This window comes from Heyndrickxia sp. NPDC080065, assembly GCF_050281185.1.
Taxonomy (GTDB): Bacteria; Bacillota; Bacilli; order Bacillales; family Bacillaceae_C; genus Heyndrickxia.
On sequence record NZ_JBNNWS010000022.1, the window covers coordinates 1 to 22,022 of the forward strand.

Consider the following 22,022-nt stretch of genomic DNA (forward strand, 5'->3'; position numbering starts at 1 on the left):
ACACCCGTTCCCATCCCGAACACGGAAGTTAAGCTTCTCAGCGCCGATGGTAGTTGGGGGCTCTCCCCCTGCAAGAGTAGGACGTTGCCAGGCTAGTATAATTAATATTATTAATATCGTCGCGGGGTGGAGCAACGAGCGTTACTCCATTGAATAAACTGCGAGTTGTACCGATTGAGCGGCTACTTGAATAAGCTTTCTGAAATCGGGACAGTCTTATGATAAGCTTTGTGCATAGAATAAATATCATTATTATCGTCGCGGGGTGGAGCAGTCTGGTAGCTCGTCGGGCTCATAACCCGAAGGTCGTAGGTTCAAATCCTACCTCCGCAATAAGTGCCGAAAAACGAAACTTTGTTTCGTTTTTTTTTTTAGGCTCTTTTCGTAAACTTTGTTGTTATTAACATCAAGTAAAAATAGGTACTAGGATTTTTACGGTTCTATTTTATCATCTTACTTGGAATTTAAGACTTATTATATAGGGAAAAGAGCACGTAAAAAAATTATTCTAGCCCTGTAAATCTATCCGAAAAACAACAATCTATTCGAAAACAGCCTTTTTATATAAAGTATATAATTTCGTCATACCATAGTCTCGATATTATGGTTTTTTTAAAAGATTTTAAAAAGAAAAAGGTTGACCCGACAACTTGAATCAACCTTGAAAATAGTAAGTTATTCATGTGCTTTTTTAAATTCTTTAATTACCTTTTGAAAACGATCTGTATAATTTGTGAATACTCCTGTTACTCCCCACTCTAACGCTTTTCTCATATCCTCTTCAGTATTTACTGTATAAGGATGGATGTGGAGATGGTGACTTCTAATCTTTTGAACATATGCTTTATCTATTCTACTGAAACTTGGTCCTACTCCTATTGCATAAGTTTTTATCGTTTCTATTTCTTCATCTGTTATTGTAGCAGGTTCTGAATAAGAAAGAAGCTGTACCAATGGTATAGTAGGACTTAAATGATGGACTTTTTGTAAGCTTTCTTTGCTAAAAGATTGAATGATGACATTACTTGAACGTCCATTTGAACCGATTAATTTGTATTTTTTAAGAGTTTCAATTAGCTTTTCTTCCATACCTGGATAAACTTCAGGTGATTTAGTTTCGATATAGTATTTTGACCCTTTTCCAAAGGTTTGTATGATTTCTTCTAGGGTGGGTACTTGTAATCCTTCATATTCTGGTTTCGCATTTTGTGGATATTGTCGATTGAACCATGAACCAGCATCAAGCTGCTTGATTTCCTTTAGTGTTAAATCTTTTACTCTACCCGTTCCGTTGGTTGTTCGATTGACAGTTTCATCATGCATGGCAATTAAGGATCCATCTTTTGTCATCTGTAAATCGATTTCAATATAGTCTCCTTTCATTTGCTCGCCTAATCGGTATGATGGAATGGTATGTTCAGGAGCATATCCGGAAGCACCGCGGTGTGAAATCGTTAGGATCTTTTCCTCTGGTGATGGCAAATTAGCTTCATCTTTACTCGCAAAAGCAATTGTCGAAGCAGCATGGAAGATGAACCCGACACTCAATAAACATAGTCCCATTTTTTTGAAGCTTTTTTTCATTCCTCATCTCTCCCTTCTTATTTCAATGTTATTGTAAGAAAGAAGTGTAAAGTTTCTACTATAAAAATATTAATAATTGGTTAATCAATCAAAGATAAGAAATATTTACTATTTCAATAGTTTGTACGAATTATACAGGTGTATTCTTTCTATAGTTCAATTGTTGAAGGTATGGATACAATCATAAATTTTAAAGATCTATTTTGTTTGCCTTTTTTTGCTCATTTAATGAAAATGATGTAAACTACGAATAGGCAGAAGTCCCTTAGGATCAATATCTAAGGGTTTTTTAAAAGGTAAGAAAGTATAAAATTTACTAAGGATATTAGACATGAAAAGTGTCTGTTGTGTCTAGCTCCAGCGCCTATTGGCTAGCGGATTTCTCCGTCTTCTCCCTACGATAAGTCAACATCGACTCGTCCCTCGCCGTGTTTCCTTTATCTCAGTCGAAGACTACGAAATCCGTACGCTAGAGCTGCGGCGCTTGCGCTTTTCTTATCATCAATAAAGTCCCTGTTTTGGGAGTAAATTAGAGGAGACTGTTATGAAGATATATGAATGGCTGTCTAAAGGGCCGGAGGATACTTCTTCACTTGCTCAAAAAATTGCTGAAAAGCTTGCAGCTAAAGATGTCCTTTTATTAGAAGGAGATCTTGGTGCAGGGAAAACGACATTTACAAAGGGGATAGCACTAGGATTAGGGATACAAAAAAATGTTAGCAGTCCTACATTTACGATTATTAAAGAATATCATGGGAAAATTCCTTTGTACCATATGGATGTATACCGTTTACAGGATTCAAGTGAGGATTTAGGTTTTGATGAGTATTTTGAAGGTGATGGTGTGACCATAGTTGAATGGGCACATTTAATTGAGGACCAATTGCCGAAAGAATATTTAGCCGTTTCTATTTTTCGTATTGGAGATATGGAAAGGAAATTTGAATTTAAGCCAGTCGGAGAACGTTATGAATTATTGTGTGAGGAGCTATTTTCATGAAAGTGCTAGCAATCGATACATCTAATTATGCATTAGGCATTGCATTATTAGATCGTGACAAGGTGATAGGAGAATATATTACAAATTTAAAGAAAAACCATAGTATTCGAGTCATGCCTGCGATTCAGCAGCTTATGAATGATTGTGAAATAACACCTTCAGATCTTGAAAAAATAGTGGTTGCTAAGGGGCCAGGTTCCTATACTGGGGTTAGAATTGGTGTGACCATTGCAAAAACAATGGCTTGGAGTTTAGGGATACCTCTTGTTGGAATATCAAGTCTTGCACTAATGGCGGGTGTAGGCAGACATTTTCAAGGGTCTGTTTCACCACTTTTTGATGCAAGAAGAGGACAAATTTATACTGGATTATATCACTACAATGGTTCTACATTAGAAACAGAAATAAGTGATTGTAATATCTTAACAGTCGAATGGGCAGAAAAGTTAAAGAGACTTGAGAAGTCCATATTATTTGTCGGGAATGATGTAGAGCTTCATAAAGATACATTGGTTAATACGTTAGGGGATAGAGCGATTTTTGCGAGTCTAACGGAACATAATCCTAGACCGAGTGAGCTCGGACTTCTTGGAATGGATTTACCTGGTGAAGATATTCATTCCTTTGTACCTAATTATATTCGTTTGGTCGAAGCAGAAGCGAAGTGGCTGGAATCACAAAAAAGTGAAGGAAAAGAACTATGATGGATTATCAGTTACGAAAGGCAACTTTAGCTGACTTAGATGGAATAATGGAAGTAGAATTAAAATCCTTTTCTTTACCTTGGTCAAGAGATGCTTTTTATAATGAATTTGTGAAAAATCATTTTGCTGTATACTTTGTAATTGAAGATAGGGATAAAATTATAGGGTATTGTGGTGTTTGGCTTGTAGTTGATGAGGCTCACATTACCAACATTGCAATTTTACCTGAGTATCGTGGAAAAAAATTAGGTGAATTATTATTAAGAAGTATGATGGATTTTTCTATCAAGTCTGGCGCTAGATCAATGACATTAGAGGTAAGGGTAAGCAATACAATTGCTCAATCCTTATACAAGAAATTAGGTTTCTTTGAAGGTGGAGTCAGGAAAAGCTATTACTCTGATAACCAAGAGGATGCCTTAGTCATGTGGGTGAATTTATAATGAAAAAGGATTTAATTGTTTTAGGAATAGAAACGAGCTGTGATGAAACGGCTGCAGCTGTAATAAAAAATGGGACGAAAATTTTATCTAATATTGTTGCTTCCCAAATTGAAAGTCATAAAAGATTTGGCGGAGTTGTCCCGGAGCTGGCATCAAGGCATCATGTTGAACAAATTACAATTGTCATCGAAGAGGCTTTAGAAAAAGCCGAGGTAACGTTTCAAGATATTGATGCAATAGCTGTCACCGAAGGTCCCGGCCTAGTTGGAGCACTATTAGTTGGAGTAAATGCAGCTAAGGCCATTGCTTTTGCGAAAAATATTCCACTGGTTGGTGTTCATCATATTGCAGGGCATATTTATGCTAATCGGCTGATTAAAGAAATGAGCTTTCCTTTATTATCCTTGGTTGTGTCAGGCGGGCACACGGAATTAGTGTTAATGAAGGAACATGGTGAATTTGAAGTAATAGGAGAAACAAGAGATGATGCAGCTGGAGAAGCCTATGATAAGGTAGCGAGGACACTTAATCTCCCTTATCCTGGCGGTCCTCATATCGATCGACTCGCACATGAAGGTTCACCAACCATTGATTTACCGAGAGCTTGGTTGGAGGAAGATACCTATGATTTCAGTTTTAGTGGTTTAAAATCAGCAGTTATTAACACCCTTCACAATGCAGAACAGAAAGGTATTACTGTGGATCCTAAAAATATGGCCGCAAGCTTTCAAGCAAGCGTTATTGACGTACTAGTAACGAAAACTTTAAAAGCTGCTAAAGAATTTAATGTTAAGCAAGTATTATTATCAGGTGGAGTAGCTGCGAATAAAGGGTTAAGATCTGAGCTTGAATCAGAATTCGCTGATATCAATAATATTGAGTTAGTGATTCCGCCGTTAAACTTATGCACAGATAATGCAGCAATGATTGCGGCAGCTGGAAGTATCCTGTTTGAAAAAGGAAAAAGAAGTGAGTATTCGTTAAATGCAAATCCAAGTTTAGATATTGAAAACTTTTAGGAGTATGCTGCAATTAGCATGCTTCTTTTTTACTGTCGAAAAGAAAGCTATTTAGTCAAAATCTGGGTCGGAAGAATGATTCGGCTGAAGACCTGGAGTATTTTTCTGTCCACAGGTTAAGAAAGTATAAAATTTTATACTAAATAAATTATTTAACCAGTGTAGTTTCTGTCTAGCTCCAGCGCTTCCGCTTTTCTTAACATGTGAATAAATAAAATACGAACAACTGTTGTTGTGCACATGTTGTGGATAAATTGTTGATAAAGTAATGGTGTTGTGAATAAATTATTAGAGTAAAATTAGATTTTCTGTGGATAATGTGTATAAGTTTGTTGATAATATCATAAATGCACACAAAATAATATTTTTCTAACAGGTCCATCGAACTATAATTGTGGACAATTATGTGGAAAAAATAATGAGGGTGAACATATCTGTTTGATAACTAAGTTCACCCTCATCTAGTTTTATACTAATTCCTCTATTTCTGACCACTCCTCCATTAAATGGTCAATTTTCTCTTTTATATCGCTAATGTCTTTATTAAGTTCGGTTACTTTTTCATGGTCCTGATAAATTTCAGGTTCACATAGTAATGCTTCTTTAGTCTCTAATTCACTTTCAAGCTGTTCAACTAGAGTCTCAATTTCCTCTATCCTGCGCTTCCGTTGTCTTTCTAGTTTTTTTGCTTCTTTATCTAGTTGATATGATTGTTTTGCTGTATTAGGTTTATCTGATAGCGTTTCATGTTTTTTATTTTCTAGCTTTTTTAATTCCATCAATTCAAGCTGCTTTTCAATATAATAATCATAATCACCTAGAAATTCCTTTGTTCCTTTTTGAGAAAGTTCAATAACCTTCGTTGTTATTCTATTTATAAAATAGCGGTCGTGAGAAACAAAAAGGATAGTTCCTGGATAATCGATAAGAGCATTTTCTAATACTTCTTTACTATCTAGATCCAAATGGTTTGTAGGTTCATCAAGTATGAGGAAATTTGCTTTTTGCAGCAATAGTTTGGATAATGCGAGTCTCGCTTTTTCTCCACCACTAAGACTTGAAACTATCTTGAGAACATCATCTCCAGAAAATAAGAAGTTTCCTAAAACCGTACGTATTTCTTTTTCATCTTTTAATGGATAGTCATCCCATAATTCACTTAAAACCGTTTTATTGGATGATAGTTCGGCTTGCTCTTGATCATAGTAACCAATAGTAACATTTGATCCGTAATTTATTTTTCCAGATTGAAGCTTTAATTTCTTGATAAGGGTTTTTAAAAGAGTGGATTTCCCAACTCCATTCGGTCCTACAAGTGCTATACTTTCGCCTTTTTTAATAGATAATTGAATATCCTCTGCAATTATTTTGTCTTCATACCCAATGACCCCATCTACAAGAGTAAGGACTTCATTTCCACTTTGTTTTTCAATGTCAAATGAAAAAGTGGCAGATTTTTCATCACCTAACGGCCTGTCCATAATCGTCATTTTTTCGAGCTTTTTTCTGCGGCTTTGCGCTCTTTTAGTTGTGGAAGCTCTAGCTAAATTTCGCTGAATAAATTCTTGGAGCTTAGAGACTTCTTCTTGTTGTTTTTCATACTGCTTTAGTTCACGTTCGTATTGTTCTGCTTTTTGAACTAAATATTGACTGTAATTTCCGTGGTATTTTTGAATAGCATGACGAGAAAGCTCATACACTTGATTAACGACCTTATCTAAGAAATAACGATCATGAGAAACAATAAGGATAGCTCCGTCGTAGCCTTGTAAATATTGTTCCAGCCAAGAAAGAGTATCGATATCCAAATGGTTAGTTGGTTCGTCTAATATTAAAATGTCGGGCTTCGTCAAGAGTAATTTAGCAAGTGCAAGGCGAGTTTTCTGTCCTCCGCTTAATGTTTCAATCATTGTACGATAATCAAAGTCACTAAATCTGAGACCGTGGAGGACGGAACGAATATCTGCTTCATATTGATAGCCGCCAGAATCTTTAAAATGAATTTGTAAACGATCATATTCGGATAATACTTTATTGTAAAGATCAGTATTTTCATAATAGTTCGGGTCGGCAATTTTTTGCTCTAAATCTCTTAATTCCGACTCCATTTTTTGTAGGTCCTTAAAAACGGTTAACATTTCGTCCCAAATCGATAAATTCGATTCCAATCCCGTATTTTGAGCAAGGTAACCAATTGAAACATCCTTCGGTTTAATAATATCCCCGGAATCTAAAGATATTTGACCGGAGATAATTTTGAGTAATGTAGATTTTCCTGCTCCATTTCTACCAACGAGTGCAATCCGGTCCCTTTGCTGAATCTCTAATTTTATATTTGATAAAATAAGTTCAGCACCAAAATGTTTTGTTAGTTGTTGAACTTGTAATAAAATCATGATTATTTCACCTCATCTATATAGGTAGTGTAACGTATAGCAGAGTACTTCGGCAATGATTCCTGCGTTTTTACATATAGAGGATGTTCAAAAAGTCCGGGAAAAATAGCTGTCGAATTTCTTCTAATCCAGTTCCAGTGCCTAGCCCCTCGAGGTCAAATAACCTCTAACCTATGAAGTCAAAGAACAGACTTCATAGGTTAGAGAACATTTGCTTGTCGGGGCTGAACAAGGCACTTCCACTTTTTAAGTCAGCTCGCTGCTCCGCTCCTCACGTATTAAAAGCATACGCTCTGGTGCTCGCAGACTTCGCTTCCTCGAACTTCTCGGCTCTTTTTGTCCTCCTTTTTGAACACCCACATATAGGACAAGTTCACTAAAATAGTGTATGATGAATGAAGAGGTGTTTTAGATGTCTGAGCTTACACATTTTAATGATCAAGGCAGGGCGAAAATGGTTGATGTAAGCGCTAAACCTGAAACCGTTCGGACTGCGATTGCACGATCAAGTATCGAGCTGAGTAAAGAAATGTATCAATTGATTCACGAAAATAAAATGAAAAAAGGGGATGTTCTAGGGGTTGCACAAGTAGCTGGGATCATGGCTGCAAAAAAAACATGGGACCTCATCCCGATGTGTCATCCAATTCCAATAAACGGAATTAATATAGAATTTAATTGGGAACGAAAAAATGAACATCACTTTATCTTAAAGATCACTTCTAGTGTAAAAACGAAGGGAAACACAGGTGTAGAGATGGAAGCATTAACTGCTGCATCAATAACTGCTTTAACCGTCTATGATATGTGTAAAGCAGTAGATAAAGGAATGGTTATCGGCCCTACATTTTTAGTAGAGAAAACAGGCGGTGTTTCAAGTGCTGATTATCATAGGAGTTAGATGGGGGGCCAGCGTATGAATGAAGAATTAATAAAAATACCTCAAGCAACAGCTAAAAGGTTACCACTTTACTATCGATTTTTACAAAACTTACACTCATCTGGTAAACAACGTGTATCCTCGGCCGAATTAAGTGAGGCTGTGAAGGTTGATTCAGCAACGATTCGAAGGGATTTTTCTTACTTTGGAGCACTAGGAAAAAAAGGATATGGATATAACGTCAATTACCTTTTAACATTTTTCCGAAAAACCTTGGACCAAGATGAACTGACAAAAGTAGCACTTATCGGTGTCGGTAATTTAGGTACTGCTTTTTTAAATTATAACTTTTTGAAAAATAATAATACGAAAATAGAAATGGCTTTTGATATTGATCAAAAAAAAGTGGGCAAAAAAATCGGTAATGTAACGATTTACAGTTTAGATGAACTTGCCACACGTTTAATGGAAGAGGATATTCGAGTTGTTATTCTCACGGTACCGGCAGATGTTGCACAAAGGATTACAGATCAAGTGACAGGGACAAATGTAAAAGGTATATTAAATTTTACACCGGCTAGACTAAATGTACCTGCGTCTATAAGGGTTCATCATATTGATCTAGCAGTAGAATTACAGTCGTTAGTATATTTTTTAAAACACTATCCAAATGACACGGAAATTTCACAAGACTAAATGAAAACATAATGGATAAAACAAAAAATATCCTATATCATGTTAGTATGAGGAGGTGGGCCACGTGAGACCTGGTATTGGAAGTATTATTATCATTATAATTGTTGCCTTGCTAGTTTTTGGTCCGAAAAAATTACCGCAATTAGGTAGAGCTGCGGGGAATACTTTAAAAGAATTCAAAAACGCAACTAGAGGCTTAGCAGACGATGAAGAGGATGACGCAAAAAAAGATTCCAAAAGTGATTCTGTTAAGTAAAATGTAAGGATGAAATCATATGAGTCAAAAAAATATGACCATTTTCGAACATATATCCGAGTTAAGGAAGCGGCTGCTGATAATAGTCGTTTTCTTTATCTTGGCTGTAATTATAAGCTTTTTTCTTTCTCAGCCGCTCATACGTTTCCTTCAAACATCTGATTTAGCTAAAAATTTGACAATGAATGCTTTTCGGTTGACAGACCCTTTCAAAGTTTATATGGATATGACAGTATATTTAGCTATAGTTATTATCTTACCTGTTATCCTCTATCAATTGTGGGCATTTATAAGTCCGGGATTATATGAAAAAGAGCGAAAAATTACCTTAAGCTATATACCAATAGCAGTGTTATTATTTCTTGCTGGTGTCGCTTTTTCTTATTTTGTTTTATTTCCAATGATTATTCAATTTATGATGAAGCTATCAGCTCAAATGGATATTAATACTGTAATCGGAATAAATGAATATTTCTCATTTTTATTTCAGATTACAATGCCCTTTGGGTTATTATTTGAATTGCCAATAGTGATTCTATTTTTAACCCGATTAGGAATTATTACACCGATGTTTTTAAAGAAAATAAGGAAGTATGCTTATTTCTTTTTAGTCGTTCTTTCAGCATTTATTACACCGCCAGATGTTATGTCGCAAATTGTTGTCGGTGTTCCACTAATGATATTATATGAAGTTAGTATTTGGGTTTCGAAAATAGGCTACAGGAAATTAAAAGCAGCAGAATTAAAATATGAATTGGAGAGCAGCTCCGAATAAAAAACCTTCCAGAATGGAAGGTTTTTTATGTAGGATAGAGGGTAAGACCTTTATTTAAAGGTAAGAAAGTATAAAATCTACTAAGGATATTAGGCATGAAAAGTGTCTGCTGTGTCTAGCGCAAGCAGCCGTCGGCTAGCGGATTTCTACGTCTTCTCCCTACGATAAGTCAACATCGGCTCCTAACTACCTCGCCGTGTTTCCTTTATCTCAGTCGAAGACTACAAAATCCGTACACCGATGATCAAGGCGCTTGCGCTTTTCTTATTTTAGTTTGCTTTTAATTTTAAAGTGCAATAAGATTAAACGGAAACCAGATCCATAGTCGATAGTTGCTAAAAATATTAGCATGTACGCAAAAAAAGACCAGCCATTGCTGTTTACTTGCTGAATAGCGAAATATGTAAAAAGAGTGCCTAAAAGGCAATAGATAACTCCAGAGAATAATGGTCTCATGAGAAAAATCCTCCAATAAAACTTTGGTTCTCTATTAATTTTTGAATTTCTTCACGGTTTAACAATTGCGCAATAACCACTAGTGTATTCATCATCACGTGTGCAATAATAGGAACCATAATTCTGTTTGTTTTTTTATAAAGAAACGCAAAAGTGAACCCCATCGCAGAATAAAGAATTAAATGTACAAACTCCATGTGGGCTAACCCAAAAATAACTGAACTAATCAGTGCTGAAGGAAAAAAGGATAAACGCTTATGCAATGAACCGAAGATTACTTTCCTAAAGACGATTTCCTCTAAGATAGGACCAATAATCGAACTTACTACTACAACAATAGGGAAGCTTTCAATTAGATTAACGATCCGCTGAGTATTCTCAGATCCTACTTTAATTCCTAGGAGCTGCTCAATCATTGAAGCGATAGCTTGGGCAAAAAAGGCCAAGAAAATCCCTCCAATTGCCCATACTAGTGATCTGCCCAGGGAAAGTGGTGCTTCTCTCTCTAATCGATATTTACGTTCAGATTTTATTAAGATAAGTAAAACAATAATTAGCGCGGAAATAAAGCTGAACACTATCCAATAAATAGGTGTCATCATTTTCATATAGCTTTCCGAAGCATGAAATCCCTTTACCCCAATCCCGTAAACTATGGGATAGCCGATATATCCAGATAATTGCATGACAATATAAGTAATTAAAATATATGCATACTCTTTTTTCACATTTTTTTTTCCTTTCAATGAGAGTTCAAAAAGGAGAACAAAAAGAGCCGAGAAGTTCGAGGAAGCGAAGTCTGCGAGCACCGGAGCGTATGCTTTTAATACGTGAGGAGCGTAGCAGCAAGCTGACGAGAAATTCGACAGCTATTTTTCCCGGACTTTTTGAACAACCTCTTTCAAACACTTACTTGTATCACAATTTCCATTCTACTATTGAATAAATGTACGTTCAAATTTAAGCCCTTCATTCTATTATATGTAAAACTCGTTCTGATGTATGAATGTAATAAATTTAAACTAATTTATTGTAAAAGTTGAAACTTCTTTAATCTAGAATATTTTAAAAAATTTTTTTCCTTGAGACTTGCAAAAAGGAAATGAATTATTTATTATAATAATTGTGTTAGCACTCAAGTGTGTCGAGTGCTAATAACCTAAAATTTACATAAAATATTGAGGAGGTTGTTTCACTTGTTAAAACCACTTGGAGATCGCGTCGTAATTGAACTAGTAGAAACAGAAGAAAAAACTGCAAGCGGTATCGTTCTTCCGGACTCTGCAAAGGAAAAACCACAAGAAGGTAAGGTAGTTGCTGTAGGTACTGGACGTGTGTTAGATAGCGGTGAGCGAGTTGCTCTTGAAGTATCTGAAGGCGATCGCATCATCTTCTCTAAATATGCTGGTACAGAAGTGAAATACCAAGGTAACGAATATTTAATTCTACGTGATAGTGACATTTTAGCTATCGTTAAATAGTCATTTACCATTTTCGTAAATATAATACACTGATCTAAGATAATGAACGAGGAGGTAATTTCAAATGGCAAAAGAAATTAAATTCAGTGAAGAAGCACGCCGTGCAATGCTTCGCGGAGTTGATAAATTAGCAGATGCTGTAAAAGTAACACTTGGACCAAAAGGACGTAACGTGGTACTTGAGAAAAAATTTGGTTCTCCATTAATTACAAATGACGGTGTAACCATTGCGAAAGAAATCGAATTAGAGGATGCTTTCGAAAACATGGGTGCAAAGCTTGTTTCTGAAGTAGCAAGCAAAACAAATGATGTTGCTGGTGATGGTACAACAACTGCAACTGTACTTGCACAAGCAATGATTCGTGAAGGCTTGAAAAACGTAACAGCTGGTGCAAACCCTGTTGGAATCCGCAAAGGGATTGAAAAGGCAGTTCAAACAGCTGTTGAAGAGCTTCAAGCTATTTCAAAACCAATTGAAGGCAAAGAGTCAATCGCTCAAGTTGCTGCTATCTCTGCAGCTGATGAAGAAGTTGGTCAATTAATTGCTGAAGCAATGGAACGTGTTGGTAACGATGGTGTAATTACTATCGAAGAATCAAAAGGCTTTACAACTGATTTAGATGTAGTTGAAGGTATGCAATTTGACCGTGGTTACGTTTCTCCTTACATGGTTACAGACACAGATAAATTAGAAGCTGTTCTTGAAAATCCATACATCTTGATTACTGATAAAAAAATCTCAAACATCCAAGAAGTATTACCAGTTCTTGAACAAGTGGTACAACAAGGCAAACCACTTCTTATCATTGCTGAAGATGTAGAAGGTGAAGCACAAGCAACACTTATCGTGAACAAACTTCGCGGAACATTCAATGCAGTAGCAGTTAAAGCTCCTGGTTTCGGTGACCGTCGTAAAGCAATGCTTGAAGACATCGCTGTTCTAACTGGCGGTGAAGTAATCACTGAAGATTTAGGTCTTGACCTTAAGACTGCAACTATTGATTCTTTAGGCCGTGCAGCAAAAGTTGTTGTTACAAAAGAAAATACAACAATCGTTGAGGGCGCTGGAGATACTGCAAACATCTCTGCTCGCGTAAACCAAATCCGTGTTCAATTAGAAGAAACTACTTCTGAATTTGACCGTGAAAAATTACAAGAGCGCCTTGCTAAGCTTGCTGGTGGTGTTGCAGTAATTAAAGTTGGTGCAGCTACTGAAACAGAATTAAAAGAACGCAAACTTCGCATTGAAGATGCTCTAAACTCTACACGTGCAGCTGTTGAAGAAGGTATCGTTTCCGGTGGTGGTACTGCACTTGTAAACGTATATAATAAAGTAACTTCTATTGCAGCTGAAGGTGATGTAGCTACAGGTATCAATATCGTTCTTCGTGCATTAGAAGAGCCAGTTCGTCAAATCGCTCACAATGCTGGTCTTGAAGGATCTGTTATTGTTGACCGCTTGAAGAAAGAAAAAGTTGGCGTTGGCTTCAATGCAGCAAACGGTGAATGGGTAAACATGATTGAAGCAGGTATCGTTGATCCTACTAAGGTAACACGCTACGCACTTCAAAATGCAGCATCTGTAGCAGCTATGTTATTAACAACTGAAGCTGTTGTTGCTGACAAACCAGAAGAAAATAAAGGTCCTGCAATGCCTGATATGGGCGGCATGGGCATGGGCGGAATGATGTAATTCATTCACTAGCCAAAATCCCGTAAGACAATTATTGTCTTACGGGATTTTTTTTGTATAAAAAAATTTAAACTCCAACCTATTTTTCCAGAAAAAACAGTAAAATTTCCCTACAATTTGTAATATTCGTAAAAATTATTCCGTTATTTTCCAAAAAGAGCAATCTATTACCCTAATAAAAAAGAATCATACTCGTCCTATTCTCCTACAAAAAATACTAGTTTCAAAGTAATGCTGGAAATAAAGTACCAGACAAAATTCGACATTATCATGAGAGCGGTTTGACCGATTATTTATCTGGTGGTAAATAGTTATATATGGGAATAAACTCCTTTTATAGAAAGTAGGAAATCAAACCTTTAGTAAAATTTGATAGATATATTTGAACCAATAATTTCAAAATAATTATGCGAAAAGTTTGAATTAATATGTTTTTGGAAAAGGTATACAAAAGATGCTTTAGAAACTATTGATTTATATGGAATTAATTATTTTACGATTTATCAATTTAACACTGTAATGAGGGGTATTTACAAATGTTGGAATCAAAACGTCGTGCAATTATCTTTATTTCAATTTCTCTAATACTAGCAATTGTAGCAGGTGTGTTTTTCCTGCAAAAAGTAAAACAACTTAACAGCAGCCTAGGTGGAATGACAAAAATCTATGTAGCGGCAGCTGATATTCCAAGTAGAACGCTTATTCGTCCAAATCAAGTGAAAACAATTGAGATCCCAAATAAGTATGTAAATAAGTCGTATGTTACAGATGTAGACGATCTCATTAATAAAGTGTTAGTTGTTCCACTATCGGAGGAAGATATCATTGCTAAATCAATGATTAAACCTGTAACAAATGCAACGAATGAGAATCATAGATTAGTCACAATCCATCAATCAGAGAAAGTACAATTTGACCAAACTGTGGAAGCATTAGATAGGGTTGATATTATCGTTTCTCAAAAATTCGGTAATGCTCCCAAGACAGAGGTATTCATGAAGGATGTGCCAGTTGCTGCTGTAATCAACAGTGATAAAAAATTTTCTGGCGTTGCGGTTGAAATTTCAGCTGATGATGCACCACGTTTAATACATATGCAAAATTATGCAGACAGTCTTCGAATATTAAAGGCAAATGTTGGAAAGGGTGATCAAATAACAACACAGAATGTGAACAGTGATCAAACTCAGCAAGATAATGCAAGTAATCAACAAAAAACAGAGGATAAAAAGAAGCCGGAGGAACAGGTAAAGAAGGACCAGGAAAAGGGAAATCAAGATAAAAACGGTAAAAAACCTCATGAAGCCAACAAAAAGGGCGACAAAAAATAAAGACACATACTAATAGGAGGGCCTTTATGAGTGCAGAGGTAAAAATTTTACTTGTAAGCGAAAATGAACAATTCCTTAACCATCTAAAAGGATTGCTGAATAATTATGATAATTTAGAAAATATTACCTATCGCGAATTAAAAACGGAACTAGATCGCCTTGCACCAGATCTTATCTTTTTAGTTCAACCCGAAGATGATTCTTCGATTGACTCAATTGAATACATTCATTCTATAAACCCTTTTACTCCAATTGTATTTATTGCATTTACACAGGATTTTGACTTATTAAGAAATGTAACTAGGGCTGGAGTCATCGATTTCTTTGTTCTCCCTGATGAAAATGCAATGCTTTTTGGACGAATGGATAGTATTGTCCAGATGGCATTTCAAAAGAAGCAGCAATTAACTGAGACAGCATCTGCAAACCAAACATTTAAAAGAGGACGAGGAAGAATATATTCCTTTTATAGTGGCAAAGGCGGAGCTGGTAAATCGTTAATATCTGGTGCTTTTGCCCAAACGTTAAAATTTGAATCAACAGCACAAGTTATTCTTATCGATTTAAATCTTCAATTTGGGGGAATAGAAACATTCTTATCTATTGAGTCAAACCGCTCAATTGCTGACCTTTTGCCAGTTGTAAATGAATTAAATGAAAGTCATATAAGAAATGTCTCTGAAAAAGAAAAATACTCAAAGCTAGAGGTTCTCTTGAGTCCAAGAGATGCAGAAGTAGCCGAACAGCTTCCTGGAGAATTTGTATCAAAGCTACTTAGAACTTGTCGAAGAAGTTATGATTTTGTTTTAGTAGATCTACCTGTTGTAATAAATGAACACACATATTCCGCTATTGAAGAATCAGACAAGATTTTTTATATATTAAATCTTGATACTCCTTCAATTAGCATGCTAAAGCAAGTCGAAGGGCTCTTTAAACGCCTCGGCATCGAATATGAAAATAGGCTGGAAGTTCTATTAAATGATGTAGGCAAGGAAAATGAGATTAATCCTAAAGATATAAAAGATATTATTCATTTTCCAATAGCCGCTAAGCTTCCTAGAGATATTAAGGGTGTTCAATCACATATAAACAAAAGTGAACCTTTCAGAAAAGAACAAAACGAGAAGAAGTTAATCCCATTTGCCAAAAGTATTAAAAAATGGGTTGTTCAAATACTGGAATAATTCATTAAGAGGATTGATAGAAAATGTCACTGTTTGAAAAAAGAAAGGTTGTCCAAACACAGGCAAAACAAAGAGAGCCTTTTGAAGGTTCTTATATTTCTGAATTGGTAGAACACTATAAAACGAGAATATTGCGTGAAGCTAATTTAGAGCTATTGACCAACCTTCCTCAAGGGGAAATGAAATTAAGAATTGAGCAACTGATAAGTCAATACATGAGTGAGGAAAAAGTAGTCATTTCACGTCATGATAAAGAGGTGCTATTAACAAGAATTATTGATGAATCTGTAGGCTTTGGCCCTTTAGAACCTCTATTAAATGATGTTGGAATTACTGAAATACTAATAAATGGATATAACGAAATATATGTAGAAAGGCTTGGAAAGCTCGAGCTTACCCCAGTCACATTTAAAGATGACAGCCACGTTCGGCATGTTATTGATCGAATTGTTGCTCCGATTGGCAGAAGGATTGACGAAAGTTCACCGATGGTAGATGCGCGTTTACCAGATGGTAGCCGGGTAAATGCTGTTATACCACCTATAAGTTTAAATGGTCCACTTGTTTCAATTAGAAAATTTCGTAAAGAACCTTTCAAAATGAATGATCTTTTGAACTTTGAATCGCTAGATGAGGATATGTCTATTTTTTTAGATGCTGTTGTAAAAGCAAAGATGAATATTTTAATTTCAGGTGGAACAGGAAGTGGGAAAACAACTCTCTTAAATGTATTAGGTAACTCTATACCGAATGGTGAACGTGTTATTACGATTGAAGACTCAGCTGAACTTCGCCTTGATAAACATAATGTGGTTGGAATGGAAGCGAGACCAGAAAATATGGAAGGAAAAGGTGAAATCACCATTCGACAATTAGTAAAAAACTCTCTAAGGATGCGGCCGGATCGGATTATTGTAGGGGAGGTTCGGGGATCTGAAGCATTTGATATGTTGCAAGCAATGAATACTGGACATGAAGGTTCAATTACGACTGTCCATGCGAATACTCCTTTTGATGCTCTTCGTAGGGTAGAAGGAATGGTCGTTATGGCTGGTATGGATTTACCAACTCATATTATACGAGAATACATTGTCGGGGCATTGGATGTTATTATCCAAGGTGAAAGGTTGACAGATGGTACTAGGAAAATCACCTCTGTCTGTGAAATTTTTAGAAATGAAGATGGGGAAATTACTATTTCTGAAATATTCAAATTTCAAAGAACAGGTTTAAAAGCGAATGGTCAAATTGATGGCCATTTTACAGCTACAGGTATTCAACCAAGGTGTTTAGAAAGAATAAAGATGTTTGGTATTAGCTTACCAAAACAGTTATTCAATAGGAGGTGACTGGACAATGGAAAGTGCCATACTTTTTGGAGTATCTGTCTTATTCTTTATATGGGGATTATATAATTACCTTGGTTTTCGTAAAGATAAACGTGAAGTGAAGAAACAGTATGAAAACTTTTTTAAGAAGAAAGAGAGAAATAGTTTCATTGTAAAATTAGGGGATCGTTTTGATCAAACATCTTCTGCAGAAAGCATTAAAAGAAAGCTAGTTCAAGCTAATATTTCTATACTTCCTTCAGAATTTATTGCCATTTTGCTATTATGTGCATTTGCATTAACTATGTTATTAACTGTTATTTTCTCTTTGCCGCTTGTACTAAGTATGATTACATCTGTTATAGTTTGTATTTTGTCATACTGGTTCCTACTGATATTTAAAAAAAATAAACAGGTAGAGAAATTGAATAACCAGTTATCAGAGGTATGTCGTTTGTTGGCAAATAGTACAAGGGCAGGAATGACCATTAATCAAGGATTGGAAGTGGTAGCAGCTGAAATGGATTCACCTGCTAAGGAAGAATTTAAAGAGTTAACACATAATTTAAGGCTTGGAGTTAATTTTGAAAGTGCTTTAAAGTCCTTAGAAAAACGTATAGAGACAAGGGAATTTAAGTTATTTGTATCAGCACTTCTCATTCAAAAAAGATCTGGTGGAAATTTAACGAAGGTTTTAGAGGAAATGTCAAAAACGTTAGAGGAAAGAAAAATTCTTCGTCAAACAATTAAGACATCTACCGCTGAACAACGTTTTGTTTCATATATTTTGCCTGCTATGCCGATCGTATTGATTCTCATGCTAAATACCATGATGGATGGATTTTTGGATCCTATATTTACAATACCCGGTGCTATTTTAATGATTATTTTTATTATCGGAATGATAATAGCGTTTCTGCTTGTAAAAGCAGTAACGAATATTAAGGTGTAAAGCTATGGATACAGTCATACTTTTATCAATCGTACTTTTTTGGTTATGTCTTTTTATTGGGCTTGGAAATTTATTCAAATATTCACGGGAAAAAGAATCTTTAAAGCTCTATATGAGTGAAGTGGCACTAGCTGGATTGACAAGCGAAACAAAGAAAACATCATTTGTAAAAAAGTTAATAAAACATCTTTCGAAATATGCTGATGACCTATCCAATATAGGTGAAAGAATTAACTTTATGAGTGAATCAGCTGATATCAAGTTGCTGTTAGAGAAGTCAGGAAATCCATTCGAATTAAGTGTAAATAGGTTTCAGGGCTTTAAGATTGTATGTGTGTTTGGTGGATTACTATTAGGATCTTTCTGTGTAATTATGGGACTCCCATTATCAAATATTGCTCTAGTAGCTTACCCGGTTTTAGGATTTTTTGTTCCTATTATTCTTATAAAAAGCACTGTAAAAAAGCGACAGCAGCAATTAAGGAAAGATTTGCCAGACTTTTTGGATACTGTGAGTATTAGTTTACAGGCAGGATCCGGATTAGATAGTGCCATTAAAGAAACAATTAAATATTTTAGCGGGCCAATAAGGCAGGAATTTTCCAAGTATATTCATGAAATTGAGTTAGGTGTTCCTAGAGAGAAAGCATACGAGGAGATTCTGCGTAGAAATGATAATCCGGAATTTCAAGGTTTTATAAAAACTCTTATTCAAGGACAAAGATTAGGTGTTCCGATTGCTTCTACTTTTCAGGCGCAGTCTGATGAAATTAGAAGAATCAGTTTAGAGCAGGTGAAGGAGCGAGCGGCTAAGGCATCTCCTAAAGTTACTCTAATTATTTCACTACTGATAGCACCACTCATAATGATAACAATATTAGGATTGGTTATTTTAAATATGATTTATGGGGATAACAATATTTTTTCTTTATTGTAGGTTTATTCGAAAGAAGGTTTGTACTTGAAAGGGGTGATTCTGGGGAGATCAAACTATAATTCTTTTAATCAGTGGTCATTTTTTACAATGGAGAGTTTTTTTAAATGAATGGAGGAAATAAAATGAAAACAAAAATGTTAGACATGGGGAAGCAGTTTAATAGAGGCATAGCTTCTGCATATGCAAAAGTAAAATCTAGAATTTCAAATGAACAAGGAGTTTCTACAGTTGAGTGGGTCGGCTTAGCATTCGTTGTTCTTATGTTGATGTTTGCTGTTCAAGCTGCTATGAGTGGTCAAGGTGGTTCGTTAGCTGGAGCTATTGTTAATAAAATTAGTGAAATCATAAGCAAAGTTGGTTCAGGTGGTTGATAATACAACAAGGTTAGGGGTTAAAAGGAACCATGTTAAAGTCTATCAAAATTTTACTTCTAGTCATACTTATATTTGTAGTAACTGGTTGCCAGTCGAATACCGAAACGAAACCTGATCAAATAAACACAGAACCGAAAGAAAAAGAGGTTATGCCAGACAATAATAATAGTAATGATAACAGTAATAGTAATGAAAACGATAATCAAGAACAAGAAGTTGATAATGGTATCGATCAAGATATCCCTAAACTACCAGCCACTATTTCAGAAATTATAGAGTACCCCGCAGGTGAGTTGGCTTCAGAATTTGATGATGATAAATTTACATCATTAATGGAAAACAAGTCTTTTGTAAATGAAAAGGACGAAGTTCAGCTATTTACTTATTTATACTCACTTTTTAAGATGAATTACAATGATCCGAAAATGCTAATGAATACTACAGGAATTGGTAAAGGTCCCTCAAAAGGTGACACGCCAAAGGAACTACAGGCTGAAAATTTTAATGTCGAAATCATCTTAGACGCTAGTGGAAGTATGGCAAATCGCATTGGTTCCAAAACAAGAATGGATCTTGCAAAGGAAGCTATTAAGAATTTTACTGCGTCCCTTCCTAAAAATGCAAATGTCGGTTTACGTGTATATGGCCATAAAGGATCTGGTTCAGATCAAGATAAAGAAATGTCTTGTAAAGCAAATGAATTAGTATATCCATTACAACCTTTCAATGATTCTAATTTTAGTCAATCTTTAAATAAGTTTAATCCTGCTGGTTGGACTGCTATGGCAGAATCATTAAAGCTTGCTCAAAAGGATTTAGCAAAATTTAAAGGAAAACAGAATCGGAATATCATTTATTTAGTTAGTGACGGAATTGAAACATGTAATGGAGATCCTATTGCCGCTTCAAAGAGTTTAAAAGCATCTTCAATTAATCCAGTTATTCATATTGTTGGTTTTGATGTCCCAGGATCAGAAGAAAAACAATTAATGGACATGGCAAAGGCTGCCGGGGGAACATATGCAAATGTAAAAAATCAACAACAGCTAAATGGTGAATTTAAAAAGACAGCGGAAGAGTCCTATAAATGGATGAATTGGTATACTAAAAACAATTCTAGTGCTATTACTCATTTAGTTGAACAACAACGTAAGATTATTGATTTAATTAACGGGTGGAGAAGCAATACCAATCAAGAATATTCAAACCTACTCCGTGCAATTGTTGAACTTAATAATAGGAAAAAAATCACAGATGAACAAGAAGCTCAACTTGAAGCTCAGCTAGAAAGCTTTTATAAAATGCAAAGGAAATTAGTTGACGAGGTATTTGACACTTTTATGGCTCTAAGTGAAAAGAATTATGAAGACACAAAAAATAAAATTGATGAAATTTATAATAAAAACAGTTCCTCAGAAAAATGACGCAGGAGATCTATGTGTATGAAAAAAAGTGTGATAAAGAATGAACAAGGGTCCGCTACCATTGAATTTCTTTCAATGGTACCCCTTGTATTGTTAGTTATGTTATTATTTTGGCAATTTTTAGTCGCTGGTTATGCTGTCATCATTACACAATCCGCAGCAAATGAGGCAGCAAAAGTATATTCAGCGGCTGATGTGAATAGTAGCCCCGCATCTGCTAAAGCTGCAGCTGAGGAGGCGGCTAGAAAAGTGATTAATCATTCAGGGAAGAATTTAGAATTTGAAAATTTATCTACTAATCTAACAGGTAGAGATTTTACAATGACAGTAAAAGTAAATATGAATTTATTATTTATACCAAAGGATATTGTCGGGACACTATCGCAAGTAACTTTTTCTAAATCAATTAATGGCCGGGTGATGGATTAAGTGAGACTACTTAGAAATGAACGTGGTAATACAATGATATTGATTTTAGGGTGTCTAAGTATCATGTCCCTTTTATTCATTATTATTGGCAGCTTTGCAAATATATTTATTCAAAAGGAGAAATCCGCGAATAATGCTGAACAAGCAAGCATTACTGCATCTGCAATTATTTTTGATTCACTACAAAAGGCCATTGATGAGTATGATGCTTCATTAGTAGGAGAAATCGATTTTCTTGATAAGTCAATTAACGAAAAAATAAGAAAAAAGATAGATCAACTTCGCCCATCAAATCCCCAACTTTCATCTGTAGAAATAAAACACAAAGCAATTAATAGTGTATTAAAGGAAGAATTATCCTATAATTCGGATTTAGCGAATTACATTACTCAAGGACTCAATGAGGCAACATCGAAAATTCCAAGTGCTGTGAAAGAAAATATTTTGAATAATCAAGGAGAGATATCCAATACAGAAATAAGGCTGTTTAATCAAAACAATCGTGTCGAAGTAATTACATCCACGAAATTTAAGGCGTTAAAATTTGATAAATATTTTCCAGATGACAAACGTGCAATTAAGCAAGTTGGAGAAGGAAATAAATTTGACTTTATTAATGAATTAGGTGGATGGGAATGGCATGAAACGTTCCCTTAAAAGTAAATTTTATCAAAAGT

At 35.3% G+C, this 22,022-nt stretch carries 23 protein-coding genes, 1 tRNA gene and 1 rRNA gene; 21 read left to right on the forward strand and 4 right to left on the reverse strand.

The window, feature by feature from the left end; genetic code table 11:
• A 5S ribosomal RNA gene (gene rrf, locus ACQKP0_RS21660) occupies window positions 1–93 on the forward strand; the annotation flags it as partial.
• A 166-nt stretch (window positions 94–259) separates the two neighbouring features.
• A tRNA-Met gene (locus ACQKP0_RS21665) sits at window positions 260–333 on the forward strand.
• A gap of 342 nt (window positions 334–675) precedes the next feature.
• On the opposite strand, the gene ACQKP0_RS21670 is transcribed toward ACQKP0_RS21665, so the two are convergent.
• Window positions 676–1,584, reverse strand: a complete 909-nt coding sequence (locus ACQKP0_RS21670; RefSeq protein ID WP_427407906.1) for a glycerophosphodiester phosphodiesterase — start codon at window positions 1,582–1,584, stop codon at window positions 676–678.
• Between the two features lie 544 nt (window positions 1,585–2,128).
• On the opposite strand from ACQKP0_RS21670, the gene tsaE reads away from it, so the two are divergent.
• From tsaE to tsaD, 4 genes are read left to right on the forward strand one after another with little or no spacing between them, the layout of a single operon-like run.
• Window positions 2,129–2,584, forward strand: coding sequence for a tRNA (adenosine(37)-N6)-threonylcarbamoyltransferase complex ATPase subunit type 1 TsaE (tsaE, locus tag ACQKP0_RS21675; protein ID WP_427407907.1), 456 nt, complete (start codon window positions 2,129–2,131; stop codon window positions 2,582–2,584).
• Window positions 2,581–3,288 (forward strand): tRNA (adenosine(37)-N6)-threonylcarbamoyltransferase complex dimerization subunit type 1 TsaB, encoded by a 708-nt coding sequence (gene tsaB / locus ACQKP0_RS21680; protein WP_427407908.1) that lies wholly within the window; start codon window positions 2,581–2,583, stop codon window positions 3,286–3,288. The genes tsaE and tsaB overlap by 4 nt, the downstream gene beginning before the upstream one ends.
• Window positions 3,288–3,731, forward strand: a complete 444-nt coding sequence (gene rimI / locus ACQKP0_RS21685; RefSeq protein WP_427407955.1) for a ribosomal protein S18-alanine N-acetyltransferase — start codon at window positions 3,288–3,290, stop codon at window positions 3,729–3,731. The genes tsaB and rimI overlap by 1 nt, the downstream gene beginning before the upstream one ends.
• Window positions 3,731–4,750 carry a tRNA (adenosine(37)-N6)-threonylcarbamoyltransferase complex transferase subunit TsaD gene (gene tsaD, locus ACQKP0_RS21690; protein WP_427407909.1) on the forward strand — a complete coding sequence of 340 codons (1,020 nt, stop codon included), beginning with the start codon at window positions 3,731–3,733 and terminating at the stop codon, window positions 4,748–4,750. Before rimI ends, tsaD begins: the two co-directional genes overlap by 1 nt.
• A 467-nt stretch (window positions 4,751–5,217) precedes the next feature.
• Here tsaD and ACQKP0_RS21695 read toward each other — a convergent pair whose 3' ends face one another.
• Window positions 5,218–7,146 (reverse strand): ABC-F family ATP-binding cassette domain-containing protein, encoded by a 1,929-nt coding sequence (locus tag ACQKP0_RS21695; protein ID WP_427407910.1) that lies wholly within the window; start codon window positions 7,144–7,146, stop codon window positions 5,218–5,220.
• A gap of 412 nt (window positions 7,147–7,558) precedes the next feature.
• On the opposite strand from ACQKP0_RS21695, the gene moaC reads away from it, so the two are divergent.
• Genes moaC through tatC form a run of 4 tightly spaced genes read left to right on the forward strand, consistent with a single transcriptional unit; the run spans window position 7,559 to window position 9,753 of the window.
• Entirely contained in the window at window positions 7,559–8,047 is a 489-nt protein-coding gene (moaC, locus tag ACQKP0_RS21700) for a cyclic pyranopterin monophosphate synthase MoaC (RefSeq protein ID WP_427407911.1), read from the forward strand.
• A 15-nt stretch (window positions 8,048–8,062) separates the two neighbouring features.
• Window positions 8,063–8,722, forward strand: a complete 660-nt coding sequence (locus ACQKP0_RS21705) for a redox-sensing transcriptional repressor Rex (protein ID WP_427407912.1) — start codon at window positions 8,063–8,065, stop codon at window positions 8,720–8,722.
• Window positions 8,723–8,777: 55 nt separating this feature from the next.
• On the forward strand, window positions 8,778–8,978 hold the full coding sequence (gene tatA / locus ACQKP0_RS21710; RefSeq protein ID WP_427407913.1) for a twin-arginine translocase TatA/TatE family subunit: 201 nt from the start codon (window positions 8,778–8,780) through the stop codon (window positions 8,976–8,978).
• A gap of 19 nt (window positions 8,979–8,997) precedes the next feature.
• Entirely contained in the window at window positions 8,998–9,753 is a 756-nt protein-coding gene (gene tatC, locus ACQKP0_RS21715) for a twin-arginine translocase subunit TatC (RefSeq protein ID WP_427407914.1), read from the forward strand.
• 264 nt (window positions 9,754–10,017) lie between these two features.
• On the opposite strand, the gene ACQKP0_RS21720 is transcribed toward tatC, so the two are convergent.
• Window positions 10,018–10,209, reverse strand: a complete 192-nt coding sequence (locus tag ACQKP0_RS21720) for a YdiK family protein (RefSeq protein WP_427407915.1) — start codon at window positions 10,207–10,209, stop codon at window positions 10,018–10,020.
• A complete protein-coding gene (locus ACQKP0_RS21725) occupies window positions 10,206–10,937 on the reverse strand; it encodes a CPBP family intramembrane glutamic endopeptidase (RefSeq protein ID WP_427407956.1) in 732 nt (243 codons plus the stop codon). The genes ACQKP0_RS21720 and ACQKP0_RS21725 overlap by 4 nt, the downstream gene beginning before the upstream one ends.
• A gap of 468 nt (window positions 10,938–11,405) precedes the next feature.
• On the opposite strand from ACQKP0_RS21725, the gene groES reads away from it, so the two are divergent.
• From groES to ACQKP0_RS21780, 11 genes are all read left to right on the forward strand, one after another.
• Window positions 11,406–11,690 (forward strand): co-chaperone GroES, encoded by a 285-nt coding sequence (groES, locus tag ACQKP0_RS21730; RefSeq protein WP_427407957.1) that lies wholly within the window; start codon window positions 11,406–11,408, stop codon window positions 11,688–11,690.
• 64 nt (window positions 11,691–11,754) lie between these two features.
• On the forward strand, window positions 11,755–13,383 hold the full coding sequence (groL, locus tag ACQKP0_RS21735) for a chaperonin GroEL (protein WP_427407916.1): 1,629 nt from the start codon (window positions 11,755–11,757) through the stop codon (window positions 13,381–13,383).
• Window positions 13,384–13,919: 536 nt separating this feature from the next.
• A complete protein-coding gene (gene cpaB, locus ACQKP0_RS21740) occupies window positions 13,920–14,714 on the forward strand; it encodes a Flp pilus assembly protein CpaB (protein WP_427407917.1) in 795 nt (264 codons plus the stop codon).
• A 26-nt stretch (window positions 14,715–14,740) separates the two neighbouring features.
• Window positions 14,741–15,901 carry an AAA family ATPase gene (locus ACQKP0_RS21745; protein ID WP_427407918.1) on the forward strand — a complete coding sequence of 387 codons (1,161 nt, stop codon included), beginning with the start codon at window positions 14,741–14,743 and terminating at the stop codon, window positions 15,899–15,901.
• Window positions 15,902–15,924: 23 nt separating this feature from the next.
• Window positions 15,925–17,250, forward strand: coding sequence for a CpaF family protein (locus tag ACQKP0_RS21750; RefSeq protein WP_427407919.1), 1,326 nt, complete (start codon window positions 15,925–15,927; stop codon window positions 17,248–17,250).
• Window positions 17,251–17,257: 7 nt separating this feature from the next.
• A complete protein-coding gene (locus tag ACQKP0_RS21755; RefSeq protein ID WP_427407920.1) occupies window positions 17,258–18,181 on the forward strand; it encodes a type II secretion system F family protein in 924 nt (307 codons plus the stop codon).
• A gap of 4 nt (window positions 18,182–18,185) precedes the next feature.
• Window positions 18,186–19,118 (forward strand): type II secretion system F family protein, encoded by a 933-nt coding sequence (locus ACQKP0_RS21760; RefSeq protein WP_427407921.1) that lies wholly within the window; start codon window positions 18,186–18,188, stop codon window positions 19,116–19,118.
• Window positions 19,119–19,240: 122 nt separating this feature from the next.
• Entirely contained in the window at window positions 19,241–19,489 is a 249-nt protein-coding gene (locus ACQKP0_RS21765; protein WP_427407922.1) for a hypothetical protein, read from the forward strand.
• Window positions 19,490–19,521: 32 nt separating this feature from the next.
• On the forward strand, window positions 19,522–20,916 hold the full coding sequence (locus tag ACQKP0_RS21770) for a vWA domain-containing protein (protein WP_427407923.1): 1,395 nt from the start codon (window positions 19,522–19,524) through the stop codon (window positions 20,914–20,916).
• 18 nt (window positions 20,917–20,934) lie between these two features.
• Complete coding sequence (locus ACQKP0_RS21775) at window positions 20,935–21,345, forward strand: TadE/TadG family type IV pilus assembly protein (protein ID WP_427407924.1); 411 nt, start codon at window positions 20,935–20,937, stop codon at window positions 21,343–21,345.
• Window positions 21,346–22,002, forward strand: a complete 657-nt coding sequence (locus ACQKP0_RS21780) for a hypothetical protein (RefSeq protein ID WP_427407925.1) — start codon at window positions 21,346–21,348, stop codon at window positions 22,000–22,002.
• Window positions 22,003–22,022 lie beyond the last annotated feature (20 nt).